Consider the following 24,775-nt stretch of genomic DNA (forward strand, 5'->3'; position numbering starts at 1 on the left):
GCTTATTCAGAAAATCCGAAGTTCGTTGCGTCCTTCACATCGTTGAGCGGCGCCCTGGACCATGTCGGGAATTTGAAGCTGCCACCGTCAGGGCCGTCGACTTTCAGGTTGCCCTTGAGCTCGATTTCTCCAGCCGGACTGCCGAGAATGATCTTGCCGCCCGAGAGCTTGATGTAGGCGCCAGACCCATCGCCGAGCGTGACACCCTTGCGGCCCGTGATAATCACCTCGCCGTCCGACGAACTGGCTGTCATGTCATGCATCGACATCAGTTCCATCGTGTCCGACTGTGCCTGGACCTGGACTTTTCCCCTCGCGGCGAGAATCCGGATCCCAAGCCGCGCTGCAAAAAACGAGATCGCTTCGCCAGCCGCGACTGCCATGCGCTTCATGACGCCGATGTCGAGCCCGTCTCCAGCAGTGACAAACATTTGCTTGCGGGCAGCAAGCTGCATCTGCTGGCCACTTGCGAGCCCAACGCCATCGGGAGCCGTCGCGACGATAACGGGCTTTTGAAGCCGCTTGAGCTTTTGCTGGATCAGCACGCGCTGTTGATCGATGTCAGCCTGCAACGCCTTCGCCGCGTTTGCCGAGTCATTGAGCGTATGCAGGATTTGTTCGGCCTGTTCGAGCGTCATGCCGGCATCCTGCATCGCGAGGTGCTGGCCGGCAGTGCCTGGCTGCCCTTCGGCGGTAATCAGCACACCCTTCGCACCCCGAACAGCAGCCAGCCCATCGGTGCGCAATTCCGCGCCACGCCCACGCTCCTTGCGATCACCGTCGACCATGTGCCCAAGATTGAGCTCGCTGGTCTGGAAGGGCGTCGTCAGATGGATGTGTTCGACGCCTTCCTTGTCCTCCATCCGCAGCTCGTTCTGCGCCGCCGTGCGAACGATGTTGCGGGTGTGATCGAGGTTATTGACCAGGTCAGGATGCAGGCTGTCATGCATGGCCCCGATGATCACGGGCCGGTCCGGATCGCCATCGGTAAAGATGATGGCCACTTCCGCGCCGTCGATCAGCGGAAAGTGATGACCATAGTTGCTGCCGCTGTAGGGCTTGGCAAGCCGCACCGGCCGGCTCGTTCCGCCCGGACTCCACTCGTCGAGATCGAACGGCAGCTTGATCACGTACCAGCCCTGCTCCGTCAGGTACGCGTATCTGTAGTTCCCCGGCGACGTAATGCGCGCCGGCAGGATGCCGTCAATGGCCGGTCGTGTGACCGAAGCGATCGGCGTCCGATACACACGATCGGACGGGATGCCTTCGAAGGTCACCCAATACGATTGGCTACGGCCACCGCTCGACTCCACTGCCGTGATGAAGAGCCCGTGTTTCGCGTCGGCCTGGACCGGCTCGACGCGCATGACTTCACCCGCTTCGAGCCAGAACGGATTGCCGGTGCCTTTGAAGGTGATCTGGTTCGCCAGATACGCCTCGTGACGCAGACGGGCGATCTGCCTACCCTCCTCCGGCGTCTCGTAATGCTCCCCCCAGCGGTAATCGATCCCGTTCGTCGACTTGTCGGCACGCGCAGCGTTTTCCTCGACGAGGAGCGATACGCCCGCCTGCCGGTGGTTGTAGTCGTGCAGGCGCACCGCTTCAGGCACGCGCCGGGTACGCTTCTCAAGCGTCTTGATCGCATCCGCGCCGGAACTCTCGAGCCCCGAGTCACGCCGGTACGCGACCGTGCGCTGCTTGCGCGCATAGGCATCGAGATCGTCGCCGAACACGATCACGGCGTGATCCTTCTTCTGCTCCCAGCGGAACCAGATGCCCTCCTGCGCACAGATGCGCTGGATGAAGGCAAACGTTGTCTCGTGGTATTGCGTAACGTATTCGTGCCGCTTGTACTTGCCGCGCAGCTGGAACATGAAATCGACGCCGGCGCGGTAGCCATAATGGCGCAGCGTGTCGGTCACGATTTCCTCGACCGACTGCTTCTGGAACAACCGGCTCGTGACGCCCCGGTTCAGGTCCGCGAGCACCGGCTCGAGCCGGACCCGGTAGTGCGTCTGGTCGGCCGTTGTTGCAAATTCATCGAACTCCGTGATGATGCCGTGGATGGTGCGCGCGGGCGGCATCTTGCTGAACTGCCCGGCGTTCTCCCCGAACATCTTGCGCAGAGAATCCATGTTCGGGTCAACCGGAGCAACGGTGAATCTCGCCGGTCGGCCGACCACCTGATCCATCGGCATACCGGCCGTCGGACTGGTGAACTCGATGTCGTAGTGATACAGCTCGCTCACGGCATCCCGGCCGCTGAACTTCAGCACCGAGAACAGCGCCGGATGCGGCGCGAGCTTCAACTCATAGGCCTGGGTAGGCAGGATTGACGACACGCAAGAACTCCGTTGAACGGGTGGGAGATCTGAACAGCACCGCCGGAGCCATCACGGCTCCGGCGACCGGCATACGAGACTGACCGGATCAGTCCGGTTTAACGTTTGGCCTCCGGCATCTGCGACACCACCGACAGCCCGATGTCCATGCCCTCGACCTGGAAGCCCTTCTACTGTGCCCCTCCCGGATGAAGGTCAAGCGCAATGGAGACCCGACCTTCTGGAATTTTTCCCGGGAAGATTTCCGTAACACTCCTTACTAAATCACGCTGACGATCTCCACCGAATTCGCCCGTAGCGATAGGGAAGCCAGCATCATGCCCCTGCGATCATCAGGCAACTGCAACCGTGCTGACGACGCCCCATTGTGAGGCTTCCATTCTTGCGGCTTGGTTTACCGTGGCGTATTAGACCGGATTATTATCAGACCGTCAAAGAAAATTCTCCATCAACCGGCAAAAGCGATTCCACTTTAATGAGATAAATACGCAAGCACCACTTCAACGGACGCCTTTAATGAGATAGCCGCGAAATTCTCGTGGAAATTTGACAATCGCAGAACCGGAGCGAGATCGCAAAGGCAATCCACAGCGGCATTGAAGCCCCTCCTGCCTCAAGACTTTCCCTGACGATCGTCAGAAATAGACAACTCATGTCAAGAAAATCTTATATTGAAGTTTTTTGTGACGCCCTTTCGCGGATAAATACAGATTTAACGTTAATTTATTTTAACAAATGCGCACCTCGAAGCATACGCATAGGGTATACAAATGTCTATGGCGTGTTAGGAATTTTTGCTGAGGTCTACGAAGTGGACAAGCATAAGCACGGTGAAGACGACAAAGTGCAGGCCGGCCAGGGTTTCGGGCAATCGCTCATAGTCTCGGGCCAGTCGCCGGAAACGGTTCAACCAGCCAAAGCTGCGCTCGACCACCCAGCGACGTGGCAACAGAACAAAGCCTTTTTTCACTTCAGGCGTCATCATGGCTGACTCGATGACGGATGCACTTGTTTCCGGGTCAGTACCCCACGGTTGCACCCGGCTTTGTGTCCGATCACTTATCTGGCTCAAGGAATGACGCAAGCCGGCTTGCTGCGACTCGCGTTGCATCATCTCTCCCGACTCGCGCTGGATTCGCTCCCATACACCTTCCGAAGGACGGCTCTTTTCGAGCTGAGCAGGTCTGAATGACGCCAATTCGCTGTCCTGTGCATCCATTGCACGCGCCTGCGCCGATGCCCAAGACTTTGCGTCGCCCCCCGCTGCCCGGGCCGCTGCCGCGGCCGCCTGTGCGTCTTTGAGCGTCCGAAGATCATGGCGATGCTGTGCGTCCAGCGCGTCGAAACGGCTCGTCACCGAGGATCGGAATGCCGGCGACTGATACCGTGCGGCCATCCAGCGCAGGAAAACCCGCATGTGATCGATGAAGTTCAGCCGGGCGACGTACGGGACAAGGTTTCGGTAGGCATCGATCAGATCCCAGATCTTGTACGTTGCCTTGCCGTCTGAAATCGGATGCGCGAGGGTGAATTTCTCGTAAGTCATCGGTTTCGATTTCTTCAAACTTTCCATCGTATCGAGCACCACGCCGTACGATACCGCCTCATTCAGCATGTCGCGCAAGACAACGCGTTGCAGTTCGGCACGCGCACCCAGTGTGCCCGGCGGCGCCCCACCGGTAATGTCTTCACTGGTACCCGGATACAGGTACTGGACTCCGCGGGTCCTCTCGAGACTGTCGAGGCGCTGGTAGAAACGCAGCTCATGCGCCGCGGCAAAATGCACGCAACGTTCAACCGATTCGGGCACGGACAACTTCTGGTCACCGTAGTTCTGTTTCACCATACCCAGAACCGGCAGCATGTTCAGCAGCTGATTGTCCTCCATCAGCGACGATACGGCATCCAGCAATCCCAGAAATTTGATCTGAATGGGAACCGCCGTATGGTTAGGATCCCTGGGATCGACGTAGGCCAGCTTCGCCTCGCTCGGGTGCTTGTAGGTTTCCGTCAGTTCGTTCGCAAACGCGCGCGCGATGACCCCGCCTCGATCAGCGCCGAAGATGGAAACCTGAATCCGCTGAATCTTGGGTATCGTCAACTTTACGTCGTCGATCGCGTTCTTGAACTGGGTCATCGCCGCCGCGAGCCGGTCCTCGACACCCGTGCCCAACAATCGCGCAATCGCCCGATTGTCCCGAAACCAGGGAATCGAATCGAGTGCGACACCGACAAATACGTCTTTTGCAACTTCGAACCCAGCCGCCATCGGATGGTTCTTGATGTCGTAGAGCGATGCACGGATGGCCGCCCGCCCACGTCTGACCCAGCGATCATTCTGCTCGAGCCTCAGGACCCGTCCCACACTCTTCGCTGAGTTTGCGGCCCCATCGATGAGGTCATTAAAAGACTTGACCACCGGCCGGTAAGAAAAATCCTCAAGCCCTTTCTTGAAGCCATCCGTCATTGCGTCTTTCGGCTTGATTTCAAGGCGATCAATGCCGGTGATCTTCTTGCCGGCGCTGACGGCTTTATCCTGGGCAGCTTTTGCGCTTTGCGCCGCCAGCTTCATGCCTGCAGACTTGACCTGCCCTGCCTTCGCGTCTTGATTCAGGTCCGTGCCGAGGCCAGAATAATAGAACGGATACCAGAATTGATTCGGCATCGTTTGACGACGCCGATCAACATTATCCCGGTGAGCCTCCCAGAGCCTGCAAATATTCGAGTATCTCGATGTAGTCTTGTCGTCGTGGTCACGATGCCGTCCGAATCCGTCGAAAAAGAAACCCATGTGAACCACCGCGCCACAAGGAATGCAGTCGTCCTTGGGGAATGCTTTCTGGTTCTCGCCAATCGCTACCTTTACATCCAGCGGCGTCCGATCGGCCGGATCGAGTTGTGTCGTTTCAGCCATGGGCGGCTCCTGTCCGCGCGTGATCAAAGTGATTGCTCCGGATTTCCTGAACCACCGAATCGGGCAGTTTCTGCATGGCGGCGCCAAACGCCCCAGGTTTCCCCTTCGTTTCCCGAAGGATGCGTTGCACCGCAGGATGCTCGTCAAATTCCGGATTGACGAGCAATGTGTAGTACACGTACTGCTCGAGGTCTACCGCATCGGTCAGGTGGTACTTCAACCAACCCTGCGATGCGACGCGCGCGGTACGTCGATACGCGAAAGCGTCGTCCAGGCCGTCCGGGTTCGCGGCCTTGCCATATTTCGTTTGAAACCAGTAGTCCACTTCCGTATAGTCGATTCTTGTCCCCCTCATGTCATGCCGAAACTCGAACTCGATATGGTCGTCGGGGTAGAAGTGCACGGCCAGCACTGCCTCGCCGGCACCGCCGGATATTTTTGTCTCCGGGAAATGCACCTGCGTTGTCTTGTGAATTTTCTTGATAGGGGCGTAAAGATTCCTGGCAGCTTCATCAGCGTCGTACACCTCCCAGTCAACCGTAAAATCCGTTCCCTTCAACGTGTAGCAACAACTCAGGCGACCGGCACCGGCACTGGGCATGAGGTCTCCGCCGCCACTGGCGGTGTTGCCGTATTTGTCATGAATGGTGAAGTCGCTGAGATTGAAAGGCGTGTAGTTCATGCCCTCCACGCTCACTCCCCGGTAAACAGGTTCCGAATCGAAAGCGCACCAGCCCACTAGCACCACGATCACGAAGAGCAGCACCATCACTCGTTTCGTCATGGGTTGGAACTTGCGTGGCTTTGAGCGATTTCAGGGGCGACCATGCGCGACGCCTCGTTCAACACACTACGGTCGATCCTGGACAGCGCCTCATGGTGAGTGCTTTCACCATCCACAGCACGTCTGAGCCGCTCACGGATCACTGGATGTTCATCGAAACATGGCGAAACGACGAGGCCTTTTGAAACATAATTCAGCAGATCGTCGTCGCTGTTGATGCGATAGCGGGCTGCTCGCTCGAGTTGCTCAGAGATACGAGCATAGAGCGTTAAATCCGGAACATCACCGAGCATCTCGTCGTACATGCCGCGCAACTGCATCGCGAGCTTATCGGCCTGACCGAGCCGAAGCAGTTCGCTGTGCTGCTCATTCGTCAATACATACTCGCCCATGACAGCGCCTTCAGCGGCCTCGACATCATTGCGCCAGACAACCTCGGTCAGATCCCGGTCGCGATACCAGACCTCGACGCACGGCGACAGAAACCGGTGCGCCTGCCCGGAGGTCCAGACAGCGCGCAACCGCTTCAGGATGCGGTTGTCGTAAAAGTGCAGGAAAAACGCGCGCTTGTCCGGTGTAGCGTATCGGCAGTGGTACCGCAAATGCCTGCTCAACGATTCAAGCGACGAGGGCGACCATAGCCACGTCAACATGTACAGGCCCAGCGACTCTCTCCAGAGACGCCGGAGCAGTCGATTCTGCAGATCGCGTGGATCAGACAGCACAATCCGGTCAAGCTGGATCAGACACGGCGCGATGTCCGTATAGGACTCAAGCACCGAATCGTGCCAAAGCGAAGTCCAGGCAAGCCGTGGCACCTGGGCGAGAAGCCTGTCAACGCCGGGGTTAGCGCGAGAATCGACCAGCAGATAAAGCTGCGTTTGCTGCCCGTCTTTTGACAGATCCTCGCATTGCGCCAGTAGACGTTCGCGCCACTGCTGCCACACCGATTCGACGTCATTGACCGAAGTCGGGCCGACGGAATTCGACATCACGCGACCTCCGTCATCGCTTCGACGCCGCGTTGGGCATCAAGCAAACATTCCCTGCACGGTCCGATCGGCATTGCGGGTAACGGCAGCGACAGATTGCCCGGTCCAGTCCAGTGGAAATTCCCGCACTTGAGCGTAATGTCGCCCGGGCAGCCGAGCTCGATATTGCCGTTATCGATCTTGATGTACGCTCCATTACTGGAAAGTGTGAGAGCGCCCTTCGAAACAGCGGTGATCGTTCCCTCGACGCTCGTGAACTGCATGGCCTTTGACGCCGCGAGCGTCATGCCGCCGGTACGCGCCTGTGCCAGAATGTCCTGCTTCGCCGCAACAAGTCGCATACCCTCTGCCTGTGCAAAGAGCGCCACCTGACGGCCCGCCGCGACGGTGTAGTTATGCATGACACCCACATCGTAGTTGCCGCCCGCCGTCGCGATCAGATTCTGATCTGCGTTTGTATGAAGGTGTCCGCCGGTGGTGAGGCCGATGCCCGCCGGCGCACTCATGAGGATGGCTGCACGCTTCAGGCCGTCGAGTGCGTGTGCATAGAGGTCCTTCTGCTTTTGCAGTTCGGCAACCGTTGCTTCGGCGGCCCGGACAGCCTCCGTCAGCGACTCCATATGGTCCATGGCTCGCTGCAGTTGTTCCCTCGCCTCAGTCATGTCGACCTGCTGCCCCGTGGCACCTGGCTGCGCTTCAGCAGAAACGAGCACCCCCTTCGCCCCCCGCACAACCACATGTCCATCGGTGCGCAACTCCGCACCCTGCCCCCGCTCCTTGCGATCCGCATCGACCATATGCCCGAGATTGAGCTCGCTGGTCTGGAAAGGTGTCGTGAGGTGAATGTGCTCGACGCCCTCCTTGTCCTCCATCCGCAATTCATTCTGCGCCGCCGTGCGAATGAGATTTCGCGTATTGTTCAGGTTGGTGACGAGATCGGGATGCAGGCTGTCATGCATCGCGCCCATGATGACCGGCCGGTTTGGATCCGATGCAGTAAATGCGAGCGCCACTTCCGCCCCGTCGATCAGCGGGAAGTGATGACCATAGTTGTTGCCGCTGTACGGCTTGGCGAACCGCACCGGCCGGCTCGTTCCGCCCGGGCTCCACTCGTCCAGATCGAAGGGCAGCTTGATGACATACCAGCCTTCTTCCGTAACGTAGGCATATCGGTAATTCCCGGGCGATGTGATACGCGCCGGCAGAATGCCGGTAATCGCGGGTCGCGGGATCGTATCCATGGCGGTCCGCCAGACCCGGTCGGACGGAATGCCCTCGAACGTCACCCGGTATGACTGGCTGCGCGCCCCATGCGAGCGCACCGACGTGACGAAGATCCCGTGCTTCGCATCGACCTGCACCGGGTCGACCTGCATGACCTCGCCTGCTTCCAGCCAGAACGGATTACCGGTGCCGGTGAAGCTGATCTGTCCCGCCAGATATGCCTCATGCCTCAGGCGCGCGATATTTTTGCCTTCTTCCGGCGTTTCGTAGTGCTCACCCCAGTGGTAGTCGACAGCATCGGTGCTTGTGTCGCCCTTCGCCGTATTCTCCTCGACGAGCAGCGATACATCGGCTTGCCGGTGGTTGTAGTCGTGCAGCCTGACGGACCCGGGCACACGCCTCGTTCGTCGCCGCAGCGTCCTGATCGAATCGGCGCCGACGCTTTCGAGCCCGGAGTCACGACGGTACGGTACGACACGCGGCTTGCGCGCATACGCATCCAGATCGTCGCCGAATACCATGACGGCGTAGTCCTTCTTCTGCTCCCACCGGAACCAGATGCCTTCTTCGGCACAGAGACGCTGAATGAAGGCGAACGTGGTTTCGTGATACTGCGTAACGTACTCGTGCCGCTTGTAGGTGCCGCGCAGCTTGAAGACGAAGTCGACCCCGGCCCGGTAGCCGAAATGTCGCAACGTGTCGGTGATGATCTCGTCCGCCGACTGTTTCTGGAACAGCCGGCTCATCGCCCCCCGGTTGAGATCCGCCAGCTTCGGTTCGAGGATCACCCGGTAGCGGGTCTCATCGGCGGACGTGCCGCATTCGTCGAACTTCGTGATGATGCCGTGAATGGTGTGCGCCGGCGGCTTCTTGCTGAACTTCGCCGCGTTCTCGCCATGCATCCTGAGCAGATGGCCCATGTCCGGATCGATCGGATCGATGGTAAACCGGGCGGGCCGCCCGATCACCTGGTCCATCGGGATTCCCGCCACGGGGCTCGTGAATTCGATCTCGTACCCGTACAGCTGGCTGATCCGGTCGACGCCCGTGAATTTCAGGACCGAGAACGGCGCCGGATGCGGCGCCAGTTTCAATTCATAAGCCTGCAGCGGCATGACCATCGACATCGGAAGCCTCACGGGAACACGACAACAGCAATATGGCCGGGGCGCCTCGCGATGCCCCGGCCGGTCAGGCCGACAATGTCAGATCAGCTTTTGGCCTTCGGCATCTGCGACACCAGCGACAGCCCGATGTCCATGCCCTCGACCTGGAAGTGCGGGATGATGAAGAGCTTGATGCGGAAGAAGCCCGGGTTGTCCTCGATGTCTTCCACCGTCACCTTCGCATCGCGCAGCGGGTGCGAGGCCTGCAGTTCGTCGCCCGGATCCTTCATCTCGGTCACGAGGCCCTTGACCCAGTTGTTCAGCTCCAGTTCGAGCAGACGCCGGTCCTTGGTCGTGCCGATGTTCTCGCGCTGGATCAGCTTCAGGTAGTGCGCGATGCGCGAAAGCAGGAAGATGTACGGCAGGCGCGCGTTGATGCGGCTGTTCGCGCTCGCTTCCTTCGTTTCGTACAGCGCGGGCTTTTGCGTCGAGTTGGCCGAGAAGAAGCACGCGAAGTCGTGGTTCTTGTAGAACGACAGCGGAATGAAGCCCAGATTCGCGAACTCGAACTCGCGCGTTTCGGGAATCAGCACCTCGGTCGGGATTTTCGGCTGCACGCCGGTGCCGAGATCGTACAGATGCACCGGCAGATCCTCGACCTTGCCGCCCGCCTGCGGGCCGCGAATCTGTACGCACCAGCCGTTGTTCACGAAGCTGCGGACCATGTTCGCCGCGAACGCAAACGACGCGTTCACCCACAGGTAGCGGTCGTGATCCGGGCCCTTCACGGCCTCCTCGTAGCTGAACGCCCGCACCGGCACCGTGTCCTTGCCGTACGGCAGGCGGCCGAGCACGCGCGGCATCGTCAGGCCGACATAGCGCGCGTCGTCCGTGTCGCGGAAGCTCTTCCACTTGATGTACTCGGCACGATCGAAGTAGTTGCCGATGTCCTGGATGGCCGCCACCTCTTCCATCGACTGCTTGCCGAAGAACGCCGCCCCCACCGAGCCGATGAACGGCATGTGCGCCGCCGCCGCGACCTTCGAGATGTTGCGCAGCAGCGCCACGTCCATCGGCGAATTGGCGAATTCGAAGTCGCTGATCATCGCGCTGATCGGCTGGCCGCCCGGCGTATCGTATTCCTCGATGTACGCGAGGCGATACAGGCCGCTCTGGATCAGCTCAGGCGTGTCCTCGAAGTCGCGCTGCAGCGCGTCCTTCGACACGTCGAGCACTTCGATGCGCGCGTTGCGGCGAAAATCCGTGCGCGACACCAGCATCTTGAGGCCGCGCCAGCGTCCTTCCAGTGCCTGAAACGCGGGCGCGTGCATCACTGCGTCGAGCTGGCGGCCGATCTGGCGATCGAGCTGGCCGATGTGGAAGTCGAGCAGCGACTTGTCGAGCCGGTCGACCGGCTGACTCGACTGCGCGACCAGTTCGAGAAACGCGCTCATGCCGCGCGCCATCCGTTCGCCGGCGGACGCCTCCGACAGCATGTCGTTGTCGCGAAATGCCTCGAGCGGGCGCGCCTCGGCCACGGGCGTGAGATTGATCTTGTTGCACAGCGACGCGTACACGCTGTCCGCCGTGTCGAGCACGACGGTCTGCGGCGCGCCCTGTGTGGATTCGTTCTGGTTCATGTCGGTTCCTGTTTGAAGCGCAACGCGGTTGCGAAAAGCCGTGAAAGCCGTGAAAGCCGTTTCGGGCCGGCGGCGCTCAGGCATGCCCTTCGGGCTGCGTCGCCGCCGTCGCGATCTGCGCGAGTTCGCCGCGCAGCCGGTCGGACAGACGCCTGTCCTTCAGGATTTTTTCGAATTCGCGGCGGAAGGTGCCGTTATCGAGCAGATTCGATTTCAGGTCGCGCAGCAGGTTGCGCATCGCCAGCAGCGCCTGCAGCTCGGGAATCTGGCGGGCAACCTGCTCCGGCTCGAAGTCTTTCATCGAGCGGAACGACAGGTTCACCGGCAGCTCCGCGCCGTCGCCGGCGAGCGTGTTCTCCGCAGCGAGACGCAGATCCGGCGCGTAATCGGCCAGCACGGCATCGAAGTTGTTCTTGTCGATGTTGACTTTCTTGCGCTCGGCGAGCGGCGCCTGCTCGCGGCCCGCGCTGAAGTCGCCGGCGACGAGCAGCTTGAGCGGCAGCTCGACCTTCTTCTGAGCGCCGCCGGTGTGCAGGTCCAGGGTGATTGATACGCGGCTTTTCGGGATTTCGCGCTGGAAGCTGTCCATAGTACTCCTCAGGATGTGCAGTTCGGGATTCCGCAGAACGTGCCCGCCGCAATGCCGTGCCTCGCGCCGCATCCGCGCAGACCCGCGCCGATACGCAATCGCGAAATAATGCTGACGGCACCCGATGGCGCGGCCTTTATTCATGCGACTTTATTTGCGACGGCGTATTAGAACGGATTATCGTCAGCGAGTCAAAGATTATCGGCCCGCGCGCACCGGAAGCGGATAAAACGCCTTCACGCAACGCCTTCATGCCAATTCCGCGGGGCGGCGATATCGCGTGTCACCGTGGCGCATGCGCAATGCGCGGACATCGTCCAGACCCTCCGCCCGGGCCCGCCTCACACGGATATCACAAGGACATCACAGGGATTTTCACATATTCCCACATAATTCACATTTATCAATAATTTCCAATTCCGCCACCTCTTATTATTGAGATAATCACCGGGCATGATCCGTCGCCATTCAAAAAATAAATTATTGTTAAATCTACCGCCAGATCCGAAAAAGCCCGGCTTTACCGCTATACAGCATTCGGATCTCACGTTTAAAATCCGCCGACCCGTAACAAAGCCATCGAAATCAAACCATGCGGATCGAAAAACCGCTCTGGCATGAGGGCCTGATCCTCACGCAACAGCACTTCCAGCAGCAGGACCGTTGGTCGGGCTTCGCGCTGCAGCAGATCGCGTGCGCCGCGCTCGCCGAGTCGTGGGGCACGCTGGGCGTCGAAGTCGATGAGCAGGCGCTGGCAGCGGGGCGACTCAAACTCGCCCAGCTCAAAGGGCGCTTTCCGGACGGCACGCCGTTCGACACGACGGTTGCCGACGCCATCCCGTCCGCGCGCGATCTGGCCGAGGTGCCGGCCGACCGGCAGCACGTCGTCGTGCTGGCCGCACTCGCGCTGCCCGACGCCAGCGGCAACAACTGCCGCTTCGACGAGACGGTGCTCGCGCGCCCGCGCCGCGCCTATCGGGAATTCGCGAAAGTCGCCGACCTGACCGGCACGACCGAGGCCGAGATCGCAGTCGAGCGCCATGCGATCCGCCTGCTGTTCGATTTCGAGCCGCATGCCGACGACACGGTCTGCGCGATCGCCCGTCTCGGCCGCGCCACCAACGGCCAGTTCCAGGTCGATCGCCGCTTCGTGCCGCCGTGCCTCACGCTCGGCAGTCATCCGCTGCACGTCGAGCGGATCAACCGTCTCGCCGACATCCTGCAGGCAAAAAGCCTCGCGCTCGGCGCGCGCCGCAGCGAGCGCCTCGAACAGGTCGCCGAATACGGCGTCGCCGACGTCCAGCTCTTCTGGCTGCTGCACTGCATCCACGCGGCATGGCCGGCGCTGCGGCTGTACGCATCGCATCCGGCGCGCACGCCCGAGCACCTGTATGTGACGCTGGCCCAGCTCGCCGGCGCGCTGATGACGTTTTCCACCGGCGCGCAGCTCGCCGAGCTCCCCGCCTACGACCACGCCCGCGCGGACGCGGTGTTCGCGCAGCTCGAAGCGACGATCCGCGACCTGCTCGACGCGATCATTCCGTCGCGCGTGGTGTCGATCGGGCTCACGCGCAAAAGCCCCACGACATGGTCGGGCCAGTTTCTCGACGAGCGCATCGCGCAGGGCGCCGCGGACTGGTACCTGTCGGTCAACGCGCCCGTGCCGGCGTTCGATCTCGTCGCGCAGCTCCCGCGGCTGTGCAAGATCGGCGCGCCGGACGACGTCGAGCACATCATCAACTCGGCGCTGCTCGGCATTCCGCTGAAAGCCGTGCAGCGGGTCCCGGCCGCCATTCCCGTGCGTCTCGACAACCAGTATTTCGCGCTCGACGCCGCCAGCCCCGCGCACGCGAAGATGCTCGCGGCGCGGGCCTGCCAGATCTATCTGCCGGCGTCGGTCCCCGACGCCACGCTTGAACTCTACGCGGTGCTGCGCGCATGACGACTCCGACTTCCGCCCGCGACGCACGGGCCCCGACGCCCCCCGCGCGCGACGCCGACCACCCCGGCGACGCGGGAATGCGCGACCTGTTGCGCGACACGGCGCTGCTCGCGACCTCGCTCGCACCCGGCAGTGCGGTGAACGAAGCGGTGCCGTTTCGCGAGCGCTGCCGCCAGGTCATCGACCGCTTCGCCGACGCGCTCGCGCGCCGCGGCTATCCCGACGATGTCCGGCACGAGGCGCTGGTCGCCCAGTGCGGCCTGCTCGACGAAACGGCATTGCGCTACCTGGACGAAGCGGGCCGCGCCGGCTGGGAACTCACCCCGCTGCAGGTCGAGCGCTTCAACCTGCACGACGCCGGCGAGCGCGTGATCGACGCAATCGAGGCACGCGTCGCGGAGCGCTCGCCGAACGCGGACCTGCTCGAATACTACGCGGCGATTCTCGGCATCGGCTTTATCGGCCGTCATGCGCGCGACGGCGCGGCGCGCCGCGCCGCGCTGATGGCCGCGCTCCATGCGCGGCTCGCCACGCTGCGCCCCGCTGCCGCGCCGTCGTTCGTCGCGGACCGCCCAGGGCGGCGCCTCGCCGACTGGTTCCACCGGCTGTCGCCGTGGGCCGTCGCGGCGCTCGCCTGCCTCGCGGCCGCCGTGCTGTGGGGCATGTGGGGCGCGACGCTCGACGCGCAGCTCGCGCACATCGTGCCGGCGAAGGCCGTCCAGCCGTGAAGTCCGATCTGCCCGTGCTGGCTTCCGCGCCGCCGCGCGCACGGTTCGCGGCTCACGAAGGGCTCGGCTATCCGTGGCGTCCGGTGATCGTGTGCGCCGGTGCGCTGGCGCTCGGCGTGACCTGGCTCGTCGCGCTTCCCGAGCGCGACGTGGCCTGGCTGCTCACGGCCGGCATCGTGCTCGCGATGGGGCTGCTCGCCGGCTGGCATGCCAGCCGGCTGTCCCGCGCGCGGCATCAGGGCGCCCGGGTGCTCGCCGCGCTGGGCGAAGCCACAGCGGCCATTCCGGTGCGGCTGCGCACCCGCATGCCGCTCGTGCTCGTCACCGGGGACGCACTGCACGCGCTCTTCGACCGGGAGGACGGCGAGCACTTCGCGCATGTCGGCGACGGTGCGATCTGGCTGCGCGTCGACCGGCCGCAGGATCTGCCGCCCCTCGCCGTGGCCGTGCGGCAGTGGCGCGACGGCCGTGCGCCGGATGGCGTCGTGCTGTCGGTGGTCCCCGCGCGTCACCGGGACACCGACGCGCTGACCCAGTCGCTGCGCGTCGTGCGCCAGGCCGCGGCCGATGCCGCGCGCCTGCTCGGCTCGGCGGCGTTGCCGGGATACGTCGCGGTCTATCAGCGGCTCACATACGAAAGCGATCCGGATGCGGCGGCCGGCCTCGCCGCACCGCGCTGGTACGGCGTCTCGTCCGCCACACGCATCGTCGACGCACAACGCTTCGAGCCCGTGATCCGCGCGGCCGAAAGCGAGACCCCGCGCACCGCGGCCGATCGCGCGACGGCCACCCGCGCCGCCGCGCTGGCGTCGATCGTCGGCTGGACGCAGCGCGTCGTGCTTCACGCGCTGACCGAGCGCCATCAGGCCGCCGCGCCGTGGGCGCTGTTCGGCGCCGGCTGGATCGACTGCGGGCCGGCCAGCGGGCCGGACAATCCGTGGGCGCGCGACGTGTATCGGCAAACGCGCGTGCAGCGGGTTGCGGCGGCCGCCTCGGCGGCGCCGTGGCCGCTGCCGCAGCCGCTGCTCCGCGCGCTGCCGCAGCGGCGCTGGATGTCGCCGCGCACGGCCGCCTGCGCGCATGTGCTCGCGCTGCTCGGCTGCGCCGCCCTCGCTGCGTTCTGGGCGTCCGCGCGCCACAACGCGGCGCTGCTGACCCGCGTCGGCGCCGATCTCGAACGCTATGCGGCGATCCCGGCGCCGCGCGACGCCGCGCGGCGCGACGCCCTGCAGACGCTGGTCGCCGATCGCGACGAGCTGGATCGCTATGCGCGCCTCGGCGTCCCGCCACACCTGTCGCTCGGACTGTACCGGGGCGCAGCGCTCATGCCGGCGCTCGACGACGCCATTGCGGCGTACGCGCCGCCGCCTCCGCCGCCCTCCATCGTGACGCTCGACAGCATGTCGCTGTTCGACAGCGGCGAGGCGCAGCTGAAGCCCGGCTCGACGCGCGCGCTCGTCACCGCGCTCGACATGATCCGCGCGCATCCCGACAAGCGGATCCTCGTCGCCGGCTACACGGACAACGTCGGGAGTCCGCCGCGCAACCTGGCGCTGTCGACCGCACGCGCACAGGCCGTGCGAGACTGGCTGACCGGCGCCTCCCGCATTCCGGCAACGCAGTTTGCGATCCAGGGATACGGCGATACCCGCCCGATCGCCACGAACGACACGGCCGCCGGCCGCGCGAAAAACCGGCGCGTGGAGATCACCCTCGTCCCCGACGCGGGGACAGCGCTGCCGCAGGACGCCGCCGCACCCGCGCCCGCGCCCGGCCATGCCGGCCCGGCCGCCCAGGCGAGCCCGCTCAGCCGCTGAACCGATCTGGCCTCCCGGAGCGCATGCTCCGGGAATTCAGGGCCCGGACGTGTGCTCCGGGCATGTTTCGCAGTACGAACCAGGAGAAGAAATGGCAATTCCGGCATACATGTGGCTCAAGGACGATGGCGGCGCCGACATCAAGGGTTCCGTGACCGTCCAGGGACGCGAAGGCAGCGTCGAACTCGTGGCGTTCAGGCATGGCGTGCACATTCCGACCGACGGCAACACGGGCAAGCTCACGGGCACCCGCGTGCACAAGTCGATCACGCTCACGAAGGAAACCGACTCGTCCACGCCGTACCTGTACAAGGCGGTGACGAGCGGCCAGACGCTCAAGTCGGCGGAGATCCGGTGGTACAGGATCGACGACGCGGGCAAGGAAAAGGAATACTTCAACACGAAACTCGACAACGTGAAGATCGTCGCGGTCAACCCGATGATGCACGACATCAAGAACCCGGAGTACGAGAAGCACAACCACCTCGAGGAAATCGAGTTGCGCTACGAGACGATCACCTGGTCGTACAAGGACGGCAACATCATCCACAAGGACACCTGGAACGAGCGCTCGTGATTCATGGACGCTCCGGCAGCCAGCCAGCAGGATCGGCGGCTGCGGACCGGCCAGTCTGTGTCGCCAGTCCGCCCGCGCGGACTGGTGCTTTCCCCGCGCGCAGGCCCGATCACCGCCGCCTGCGCCCCCGCCTGTGCCCCTTGCGAGCCGCCTCGACATGACCTCGTACCTCCCCCGCCCCCCGTCCCTGCGGGACGCCGCCGCTCTGCTCCAGCACCTCAACGCGCACTGCGCAAACGCGCTCGAAGCAGCAGCCAGCCTGTGTCAGACGCGCCTGGCGGACGAAATCACGGTCGAGCATTGGCTGCTGAAGCTGATCGAAGCCGGCGACGGCGATATCCCGGCGATCCTGCATCATTTCGCGCTCGACGCGGATACGCTCTGGGATGCGCTGCTCGGCGCGATCGCGCACGTGCCGCGCAACCTGCGCGGCAAGCCCAGCCTGTCGCCGCAACTGGCCGCCGTGCTGCAGGACGCCTGGCTGCATGCATGCAGCCGGCACGACGACACCGCAACGGCGTCGATCCGTTCGGGCAACGTGCTCCAGGCGATCGCCGACGCGCCGCATGTGTTGCGCGCCCCGCGCGCGTGGGCGCTGCTCGGCGCCAGCAGCGCCCAGATCGGGCGTCTGCTGCCGCGCCTCGGACCGCGCACCTGCGAGAACCCGCCCGGGCCCGCGGACGCGGATTCGGCCGGCCATGCGTCTGACGACGGCGACGATACCGCTCGCAGCACCGCTGCGAGCGTCGGGTACGGTGCCCCGTCCGGTGCGGCTGCAAGTACCGCTGCAACTGCTGCAAATGACGCTGCAAGTGCCCCTGCAAATGACGCTGCAAGTGCTGCTGCAAATGACGCTGCTCATGGCGCGACCGCCCATCACGCTGCCGCCTCTTCCGCCGGATCGTCCGCGCCGCGCCGCACACCGCCCGCGGGCGCGGCAGCGTCGCGCGCCGTCGCGCCCGCGCCCGCGCGCGACGCACTCGCCCGCTTCGCCAGCGATATCACGGCCCAGGCGCGCGAAGGCCGGATCGACCCGGTGTTCGGCCGCGACCGCGAAATCCAGCAGATGCTCGACGTGCTCGCGCGGCGCCGCAAGAACAATCCGATCCTCGTCGGCGAGCCCGGGGTCGGCAAGACCGCGCTCGTCGAAGGCCTCGCGTTGCGCATCGCCGAAGGCAGCGTGCCGGACGCGATGCGCGACGTGCGCCTGCTCACGCTCGATCTGGGGTTGCTGCAGGCCGGCGCCGGCGTGAAGGGCGAGTTCGAGCAGCGCCTGAAAAACGTGATCGACGAAGTCCAGGCCTCGCCGGTGCCGATCCTGCTGTTCATCGACGAAGCCCACACGCTGATCGGCGCGGGCAACGCCGCCGGCGGCGCCGACGCGGCGAACCTGCTGAAGCCATCGCTCGCGCGCGGCGAACTGCGCACGATCGCGGCGACGACCTGGTCCGAATACAAGGAATACTTCGAGCGCGACGCCGCGCTCGATCGGCGCTTTCAGATGATCAAGGTCGACGAGCCCGACGACGACGCGGCGTGTCTGATGCTGCGCGGCCTGAAGGCACGCTATGCGCAGCATCACCATGTGCACATCCGCGACGAAGCGCTGGTGGCCGCGGTAAAGCTCTCGCGCCGCTACATCCCCGCGCGCCAGTTGCCGGACAAGGCCGTCGACCTGATCGACACCGCCGCGGCGCGCGTGCGCATGGGGCTCGAAGCGCCGCCGGCGCAACTGCAGCGGGCGCGCGCCGCCGTCGCGGCGCTCGAACTGGAGTGCGCCGCGCTGGATGCGGATGCACGCGCCGGCGCCGCAAACGACGCGGCGAACGACACCGCGCGACGCCACACGCTGCATGCAGCGCTCGCGGAGGCCAAAACCGAACGGGACGAGGTGCAGGCGCGCTACGCGCAGGAACTCGAACTCGTGCGCGTCCTTCACGCGCAGCGCGATCACGCGGCCGCGACGCACGACCACACCGGCCTCGCGCCGGCCCGCCAGGCCCTGGCCGCCGCCCAGGGCAAAACACCGCTGGTTTCCGCGGACGTCGATGCGCAGGCGATCGCCCGCGTCGTCGCCGAGTGGACCGGGGTGCCGGCGGGCACTCTCCTCGAAGACGAGTTGCACGGCCTGCTCAGCCTCGAAGCGCAGCTCGCACAGCGCGTGGTCGCGCAGGACGATGCGCTTGCCGCGCTCGCGCAGGGCCTGCGCACCGCGAAAGCCGGCCTGAAAAGCGAACACGCGCCGCTCGGCGTATTTCTGCTGGCCGGACCATCCGGCGTCGGCAAGACGGAGACGGCGCTCGCACTGGCGGATTTGCTGTTCGGCGGCGAAGCGGCGCTGACGACGATCAATATGTCGGAGTACCAGGAATCGCATACCGTCTCGCAACTGAAGGGCTCGCCGCCGGGCTATGTCGGCTATGGCCGCGGCGGCGTGCTCACCGAAGCGGTGCGCCAGCGCCCGTACAGCGTCGTGCTGCTCGACGAGGTGGAAAAAGCCCATCGCGACGTGCTGGACCTGTTCTACCAGGTGTTCGACCGCGGCACGATGCGCGACGGCGAAGGCCGCGAAATCGACTTCCGCCACTGCGTGATCCTGATGACGTCGAATCTGGGCAGCGCGCAGATCGACGATGCCACGGCCGCCGACCCGGCGATCGCGCAGGCCGATCTGCGCGAGGCGATCCATCCGGCGCTCGTCGCGCACTTCCAGCCGGCGCTCTGCGCGCGCTTCCAGACGCTCGTCTACCGGCCTCTCGACGCCACGGCCCTCGGATCGATCGTCCGTCTGAAGCTCGCGAAAATCGCGGCGCGTCTGCGCCGGCAGCACGATGTCGCGCTGTCCTGCGACGACGCGCTGACCGACGCAATCGCGCAGCGCTGTCTCGCGCGCGAATCCGGCGCGCGCAATGTCGATGCGTTCCTGAACCAGCGCATCCTGCCGGCGGTATCGCGCGAACTGCTCGCGCGCATGGCGCACGGCGTCGGCACCGCGAAGATCGCGCTGTCCAGTGCGCCCGACGGCACCCTGACGGTCGACTTCCTCGAACGCGACGCGGTGTCGCCGCCGCAGCCGGCGCCCGCCGGTCCGCTCGCATAACCGGAGCCGCGCGATGCCTGTGGGACCGTCCCTTTACGACATGCTGCTCGGGCACATCGACGGCGAACCGCTCGCCCGCCATGACGACCGAACGCTCGAAATTCTCAGCGTGCAGGCCAACCTCCGGCGCATCCTCAACACGCGCGCGGGCGCCCTCAAGCACGTCCCGGACTACGGCTTGCCGGACCTCACGGAGGTCTACCGGAACCTGCCGGCGTCGGTGCACGACCTGCGCAACCAGATGGAGCAGACGCTGCTGCGTTTCGAGCCCCGTCTGCGCGCGGTCGAGATCGAGATCGACGACAGGCCGGATCCGGGTCTGCTCGTGCGCTTCACGATGATCTGCCACCTGCGCCACGCGGGACTCGTGCGCTTCGGGACATACTTCGAACCGCCGGGGCGCCTGCGTGTCGAGCGTCTGATCCATCGCGAGCGTTAGCGCGCGCTCCAGTCCCGTCACGCCGCCGCGCGGCGATGCATGGCGACGCCCGCCGCACGGCACACGCGCGGACATCCGCCTCGCGCAGGCGCAGGCACGCGGTCAGCCGGAACTCAGGCCGCGCCCACCAGCCGGTAGCCCACCCCCGTCTCGGTCACGATGTGCTCGGGCTGCGCCGGATCGCGTTCGAGCTTCTGGCGCAGATGGCCCATGTAGATGCGCAGATAGTGATAACTCTCGACGTGCGACGGCCCCCAGACGTCGCGCAGCAACTGGCGGTGCGTGAGGACGCGCCCCGCATGGCGCACCAGCGTCGCGAGCAGCCGGTATTCGATCGGCGTCAGATGCACGGCGGCGCCGTCGCGGCTCACCTGACGCAACGCGAGATCCACCGTCACCGTGCCGAAGCGCACCTGCGGCGAATCGTTGGCGCCACCGAGATTGCGGCGGCGCATGTGCGCGCGAATCCGCGCCAGCAGTTCGGACACGCCGAACGGCTTGGTCAGGTAGTCGTCCGCGCCTGCGTCGAGCGCGGCCACTTTCTCCGCCTCCTGGGTACGCGCCGACAGCACGATCACCGGCATGTCGCTCCAGCCACGCAGTTCGCGAATCACGTCGAGACCGTCCGTATCCGGCAGGCCGAGATCGACGATCACGAGATCGGGCTTGCGCGTCGCGGCCTCGACCAGCCCCTGCTTGCCGGTCTCGGCGTCGTACACGACGATGCCTTCGCCTTCGAGCGACGCCCGCACAAAACGGCGAATCTGCTTTTCGTCCTCGATCAGGACGACGGTGATGCTCAGGTCACTCATGGGCGGAAGTTGCGTTGGGCGTGTTGGGCGTGTTGGGCGTGTTGGGCGTGTTGGGCGTGTTGGGCGTGTTGGGCGTGTTGGGTGCTTCAGGCGCCGCCGGCGGCGGCGCGGCTGCCGTGTCGGCACCCCCCGCCTCGCGCTGCGACGCCACGTTATCATCGCGCGCCGCGGCGGGCAAACCGTCCGTCGCCGCCGTCCCGGACACGCCGACGCCCGCGTCCGCGCGCTCCTCGTCGGGCACCTCGGGGGCGGCCGGCGGTGTTTCGACCGGCAGCGTGAACCAGAAGCGCGCCCCTTCGACGCTGCCGTCCGCCGCCACCCGGTTCACGGCGCCGATCGCCCCGCCATGGGCATCGACGATCGCGCGGCAGATCGCAAGACCCAGGCCGATGCCCGGCTTCGCGGATTCCTTCTCGCCGCGCGTGAACTTCTCGAACACCCGCGCTTCCATGCCGGCGGGCAAACCCGGCCCCCAGTCGTCGACGCTCACACGCACGAACGGCTTGCCGTCCTCGTCGATGCGCTCGGCGCCGATCGCGAGCGGCGAGTCGGCCAGCGTATATTTCGCCGCATTCTCGAAGAGGTTCGCGAACAGACGCTCCATCAGCACCGCGTCGAGCCGCAGCAGCGGCAGGTCCGGCGCCAGACTCACCCGCACCGGATGCCGCGCGAGCGCGCGCCGGCAGGCGCGCAGCGCGGCGCCGACGGTTTCCTCCAGCAAGGTCCACTGGCGATTCAGCTGCAGGCCGCCCGCCTGCAGCCGCGCCATGTCGAGCAGATTCGTGACGATGCCGGTCATGCGCAGCGCTTCCTCGTGGATCGCCTCGACAAGCTCGTCGCCGGGCTGCGGCGTCGGGCGCGCATCGCGGGCCTGGGCGAGCATCGAGGAAAAGCCGACGATCGTCGTGAGCGGCGTGCGCAGATCGTGCGAGATCGCCGACAGCAGCGAATTGCGCAGCCGCTCCGATTCCATGCTGACGAGCGCGTCGCGCGCGATGTCGACGTAGTGGACCCGTTCGAGCGCAAGCGCGATCTGCGCGGCGAACGCGTCGAGCATGCGCTGCTGCTCGGGCACGTCGAGCTCGCGCGCCTCGCGCAGCACGACGGCCAGCACCCCGCGGGTGCGCATCGGCGCCTTCAGCGGCAGGTACAGCGCAGCCGCCGCGGGCAGCGTGTCGGTCCCGCGGCCCGCGGGCTTCTGCTGGTCGTACACCCACTGGCCGACGTCGATATCGAGCGCATCGCCTTGCAGCGTGATCGCGGCATCCGGATCCTCGATTTTCTGCTTCACCTGATCCACGCTGTCGGGCAGCAGGATCGCGACGCGCGCGCCGAACACCTCGCTCACGTGCCGGCTGCCGATGGCGACGATCTGCTCGGCGGTGAGCGCCGCCGCCAGCTCGCGCGCCATGGCGTACATCGCGCCGGTGCGCTGCTCGCGGCGCCGCGCGACGCTCGCCTCGCGGCGCAGGCTCGCGGTCAGGTTGCTGATCACGAGCGAGGTCAGCAGCATGCTGAAAAAGGTCAGCAGATACTGCGTGTCGGACACCGAGAACGACATGCGCGGCGGCACGAAGAAATAGTCGAACGCGGCGACGCTGACGAACGACTGGATCACGCCCGGCCCGCGTCCGAGCTTCACGGCCGTGAAAATCACGCCGAGCAGATACAGCATCGCGAGGTTCGTCAGGTCGATGTGCTCGATCAGCCCGCTCGCGATCAGCGTGATGCCAGTGCAGATCGCGAGCGCCCAGCCGTACGCGCTGAGCGGCGAGCGGCGCCCGCGCACCGCGCCGAGCGCTTCGCGCCACGCGCGCGCGTCGGCGCGCCGGCGCGTGTCGTCCGCGTGACGCTCGGCCGACACGCGGATCAGCGTCAGGTCGAGATCGCCGGCCGCGCGCTCGGCGATGCGCTCGCCGAGCGGCCGCCGCAGCCAGCGCGTCGCGCCCGTGCGCGCCGATGCGCCGGCGACGAGCTTCGACACGTTGCGCACCTGCGCATAGCCCAGCAGCGCCGCCACCGCGTCGTCGCCGGCGAGCGTGGCGGTTTCCGCGCCAAGCTCGGCGGCAAGCCGCAGCGCGTTCAGCGTGCGCTCGCGCAGCGCATCGGGCAGCCGCTGCAGTTTCGGCGTTTCCACATACACCGCGAGCCAGTCGGCCTTCAGGCTCGCCGCGAGGCGCGCCGCCGCGCGCACCAGCATGGGCGCCTCGGGCCCCGGGCCCACGCAGACGAGCAGCCGCTCGCGCGCCTGCCAGATGCGCTGGATCGAGCGGTCGGCGCGATACTCGCGCATCTGCGCATCGACCCGGTCGGCGGTGCGGCGCAGCGCCAGCTCGCGCAGCGCGATCAGGTTGCCCTTGCGAAAGAAGTTGCGCACGGCGCGCTCGGCCTGCTGCGCGAGGTAGACCTTGCCGTCGCGCATCCGGTCGAGCAGTTCCTCGGCCGGCAGGTCGACCAGCGTGACCTCGTCGGCCTGATCGAACACGCGGTCCGGTACGGTCTCCCACACGCGGATGCCGGTGATCTGCCCGACCACGTCGTTCAGGCTCTCCAGATGCTGGACGTTAACCGTCGTGTAGACGTCGATGCCGGCGTCGAGCAGTTCGTAGACGTCCTGCCAGCGCTTCAGGTGACGCGCGCCCTGCACGTTCGAATGCGCCAGCTCGTCGACGAGGATCAGCTGCGGCTTGCGCGCGAGCGCCGCGTCCAGGTCGAACTCGGCGAGCGTGCGGCCGCGGTAGTCGATCTGCGCGGGCGGCAGCACGTCGAGCCCGTCGAGCAGCGCCGCGGTCTCGCTGCGCCCGTGCGTCTCGGCCACGCCGACCACGACGTCGACCCCTTCGTCGACGCGCCGGCGCGCCGCCTGCAGCATCGCATAGGTCTTGCCGACGCCCGCCGACGCGCCGAAGAAGATCTTCAGCTTGCCGCGCAGGCGTTTTTCCTCATCGCGTTGCAGCTTGTCGAGCAGTTCGTCGGGATCGGGTCGGTTCATGCGCGAATTCTGGCGTTCGAGCGCGCCGGCGGGCGCCTGACAGACATGGTGGCACGGCTCGCGGGCCGCCGCAAACCCGGCGGCACGGCGCCGCCCGCATGCGCGACAAGGGCGGCGCCCTGCCCGGCGCCGCCCTGCCGCGACGCGCGGCGCGCGCTAGCCGCGTTGCGCGGCATCGAGTGCGAGATTGAGTTCCAGCACGTTCACGCGCGGCTCGCCGAACACGCCGAACTGCCGCCCTTGCGTGTAGCGCGCGACCAGCGCCTCGACGTCGGACACCGCCATCTTGCGCGCCTGCGCGACCCGTTCGACCTGGTAAGCCGCCGCGGCCGGGCTGATGTCGGGGTCGAGACCGCTCGCCGACGATGTCACGAGGTCGACCGGCACCGGCTTCGACATGTCGGTGCCGGCTGCCTTCAGCGCATCGAGCCGGCCCTTCACCTCGTCGAGCAGCGCCGGGTTGGTCGGCCCGAGGTTCGAGCCGCCGGAGTTGGCCGCGTTGTAGGGCATCGGGCTTGTCGCCGACAGGCGGCCCCAGAAATACTGCGGCGCGTCGAACTGCTGGCCGAGCAGCGCCGAGCCGGCCACCTTGCCGTTCTGCCCGATCAGGCTGCCGTTGACCTGGTGGTGAAAGACCGCCTGGCCGAACACGGTCATCACCGCGGGGTAGGCGAGCCCGGTGAGCGCCGACAGCACGGCGAAGATCACAACAAGCGGACGAAGCAACGATTTCATGATTGCGATTCTCTCCCCGGCCGGGGCGCGCGGGCCCATCCC

The 24,775-nt window shown here is 65.4% G+C and carries 16 protein-coding genes; 6 read left to right on the forward strand and 10 right to left on the reverse strand.

The features are described from left to right. Window positions 1–2 precede the first annotated feature (2 nt). The 7 genes from AC3AP7_RS11145 to tssB form a co-directional block, all read right to left on the reverse strand. The gene (locus tag AC3AP7_RS11145) at window positions 3–2,342 is read right to left on the reverse strand and encodes a type VI secretion system Vgr family protein (RefSeq protein WP_475763066.1); all 2,340 of its coding nucleotides are present in this window, start codon (window positions 2,340–2,342) and stop codon (window positions 3–5) included. A 784-nt stretch (window positions 2,343–3,126) separates the two neighbouring features. Beyond that, on the reverse strand, window positions 3,127–5,256 hold the full coding sequence (locus AC3AP7_RS11150) for a transposase (RefSeq protein WP_487362642.1): 2,130 nt from the start codon (window positions 5,254–5,256) through the stop codon (window positions 3,127–3,129). After that, window positions 5,249–6,025 carry a DUF3304 domain-containing protein gene (locus tag AC3AP7_RS11155; protein ID WP_475763064.1) on the reverse strand — a complete coding sequence of 259 codons (777 nt, stop codon included), beginning with the start codon at window positions 6,023–6,025 and terminating at the stop codon, window positions 5,249–5,251. The genes AC3AP7_RS11150 and AC3AP7_RS11155 overlap by 8 nt, the downstream gene beginning before the upstream one ends. A gap of 11 nt (window positions 6,026–6,036) precedes the next feature. Then, complete coding sequence (locus AC3AP7_RS11160; RefSeq protein ID WP_475763062.1) at window positions 6,037–7,032, reverse strand: DUF4123 domain-containing protein; 996 nt, start codon at window positions 7,030–7,032, stop codon at window positions 6,037–6,039. Next, a complete protein-coding gene (locus AC3AP7_RS11165) occupies window positions 7,032–9,383 on the reverse strand; it encodes a type VI secretion system Vgr family protein (protein ID WP_475763060.1) in 2,352 nt (783 codons plus the stop codon). The genes AC3AP7_RS11160 and AC3AP7_RS11165 overlap by 1 nt, the downstream gene beginning before the upstream one ends. Window positions 9,384–9,466: 83 nt before the next feature. Then, window positions 9,467–11,002 carry a type VI secretion system contractile sheath large subunit gene (tssC, locus tag AC3AP7_RS11170; RefSeq protein ID WP_475763056.1) on the reverse strand — a complete coding sequence of 512 codons (1,536 nt, stop codon included), beginning with the start codon at window positions 11,000–11,002 and terminating at the stop codon, window positions 9,467–9,469. A 76-nt stretch (window positions 11,003–11,078) separates the two neighbouring features. Beyond that, window positions 11,079–11,591 (reverse strand): type VI secretion system contractile sheath small subunit, encoded by a 513-nt coding sequence (gene tssB / locus AC3AP7_RS11175; protein WP_475767974.1) that lies wholly within the window; start codon window positions 11,589–11,591, stop codon window positions 11,079–11,081. A 592-nt stretch (window positions 11,592–12,183) separates the two neighbouring features. Here tssB and tssK point away from each other — a divergent pair. From tssK to tssE, 6 genes are all read left to right on the forward strand, one after another. Beyond that, a complete protein-coding gene (gene tssK / locus AC3AP7_RS11180) occupies window positions 12,184–13,533 on the forward strand; it encodes a type VI secretion system baseplate subunit TssK (RefSeq protein WP_475763054.1) in 1,350 nt (449 codons plus the stop codon). Then, window positions 13,530–14,261: a DotU/TssL family secretion system protein gene (locus AC3AP7_RS11185; protein WP_475763052.1), complete on the forward strand. Its 732-nt coding sequence runs from the start codon at window positions 13,530–13,532 to the stop codon at window positions 14,259–14,261. Before tssK ends, AC3AP7_RS11185 begins: the two co-directional genes overlap by 4 nt. Continuing rightward, entirely contained in the window at window positions 14,258–16,078 is a 1,821-nt protein-coding gene (locus AC3AP7_RS11190; RefSeq protein WP_475763050.1) for an OmpA family protein, read from the forward strand. Before AC3AP7_RS11185 ends, AC3AP7_RS11190 begins: the two co-directional genes overlap by 4 nt. A 91-nt stretch (window positions 16,079–16,169) precedes the next feature. Continuing rightward, window positions 16,170–16,655, forward strand: a complete 486-nt coding sequence (locus tag AC3AP7_RS11195; RefSeq protein WP_475763048.1) for an Hcp family type VI secretion system effector — start codon at window positions 16,170–16,172, stop codon at window positions 16,653–16,655. 157 nt (window positions 16,656–16,812) lie between these two features. Further along, on the forward strand, window positions 16,813–19,755 hold the full coding sequence (gene tssH / locus AC3AP7_RS11200) for a type VI secretion system ATPase TssH (RefSeq protein WP_475763046.1): 2,943 nt from the start codon (window positions 16,813–16,815) through the stop codon (window positions 19,753–19,755). Between the two features lie 13 nt (window positions 19,756–19,768). After that, window positions 19,769–20,194: a type VI secretion system baseplate subunit TssE gene (gene tssE / locus AC3AP7_RS11205; RefSeq protein ID WP_475763044.1), complete on the forward strand. Its 426-nt coding sequence runs from the start codon at window positions 19,769–19,771 to the stop codon at window positions 20,192–20,194. 113 nt (window positions 20,195–20,307) lie between these two features. On the opposite strand, the gene kdpE is transcribed toward tssE, so the two are convergent. The 3 genes from kdpE to kdpC all read right to left on the reverse strand — a co-directional run bounded on the left by kdpE (window position 20,308) and on the right by kdpC (window position 24,733). Next, window positions 20,308–21,006: a two-component system response regulator KdpE gene (gene kdpE, locus AC3AP7_RS11210; protein ID WP_475763041.1), complete on the reverse strand. Its 699-nt coding sequence runs from the start codon at window positions 21,004–21,006 to the stop codon at window positions 20,308–20,310. Then, window positions 20,999–23,998 (reverse strand): DUF4118 domain-containing protein, encoded by a 3,000-nt coding sequence (locus AC3AP7_RS11215; protein ID WP_475763039.1) that lies wholly within the window; start codon window positions 23,996–23,998, stop codon window positions 20,999–21,001. Before AC3AP7_RS11215 ends, kdpE begins: the two co-directional genes overlap by 8 nt. 156 nt (window positions 23,999–24,154) lie before the next feature. Then, a complete protein-coding gene (gene kdpC / locus AC3AP7_RS11220) occupies window positions 24,155–24,733 on the reverse strand; it encodes a potassium-transporting ATPase subunit KdpC (protein WP_475763037.1) in 579 nt (192 codons plus the stop codon). Between the last annotated feature and the right edge of the window lie 42 nt (window positions 24,734–24,775).

The organism is Paraburkholderia sp. PAMB 6770, assembly GCF_057748135.1.

Bases quoted from the DNA above. Each gene is read 5' to 3' on its own strand.
- tssC (WP_475763056.1), bottom strand. From the start codon at position 11,002: ATGAACCAGAACGAATCCACACAGGGCGCGCCGCAGACCGTCGTGCTC.
- AC3AP7_RS11155 (WP_475763064.1), bottom strand. From the start codon at position 6,025: ATGGTGCTGCTCTTCGTGATCGTGGTGCTAGTGGGCTGGTGCGCTTTC.
- AC3AP7_RS11150 (WP_487362642.1), bottom strand. From the start codon at position 5,256: ATGGCTGAAACGACACAACTCGATCCGGCCGATCGGACGCCGCTGGAT.
- AC3AP7_RS11195 (WP_475763048.1), top strand. From the start codon at position 16,170: ATGGCAATTCCGGCATACATGTGGCTCAAGGACGATGGCGGCGCCGAC.
- tssE (WP_475763044.1), top strand. From the start codon at position 19,769: ATGCCTGTGGGACCGTCCCTTTACGACATGCTGCTCGGGCACATCGAC.
- AC3AP7_RS11165 (WP_475763060.1), bottom strand. From the start codon at position 9,383: ATGTCGATGGTCATGCCGCTGCAGGCTTATGAATTGAAACTGGCGCCG.
- AC3AP7_RS11215 (WP_475763039.1), bottom strand. From the start codon at position 23,998: ATGAACCGACCCGATCCCGACGAACTGCTCGACAAGCTGCAACGCGAT.
- AC3AP7_RS11185 (WP_475763052.1), top strand. From the start codon at position 13,530: ATGACGACTCCGACTTCCGCCCGCGACGCACGGGCCCCGACGCCCCCC.
- kdpE (WP_475763041.1), bottom strand. From the start codon at position 21,006: ATGAGTGACCTGAGCATCACCGTCGTCCTGATCGAGGACGAAAAGCAG.
- tssK (WP_475763054.1), top strand. From the start codon at position 12,184: ATGCGGATCGAAAAACCGCTCTGGCATGAGGGCCTGATCCTCACGCAA.
- tssB (WP_475767974.1), bottom strand. From the start codon at position 11,591: ATGGACAGCTTCCAGCGCGAAATCCCGAAAAGCCGCGTATCAATCACC.
- AC3AP7_RS11160 (WP_475763062.1), bottom strand. From the start codon at position 7,032: ATGTCGAATTCCGTCGGCCCGACTTCGGTCAATGACGTCGAATCGGTG.
- kdpC (WP_475763037.1), bottom strand. From the start codon at position 24,733: ATGAAATCGTTGCTTCGTCCGCTTGTTGTGATCTTCGCCGTGCTGTCG.
- tssH (WP_475763046.1), top strand. From the start codon at position 16,813: ATGACCTCGTACCTCCCCCGCCCCCCGTCCCTGCGGGACGCCGCCGCT.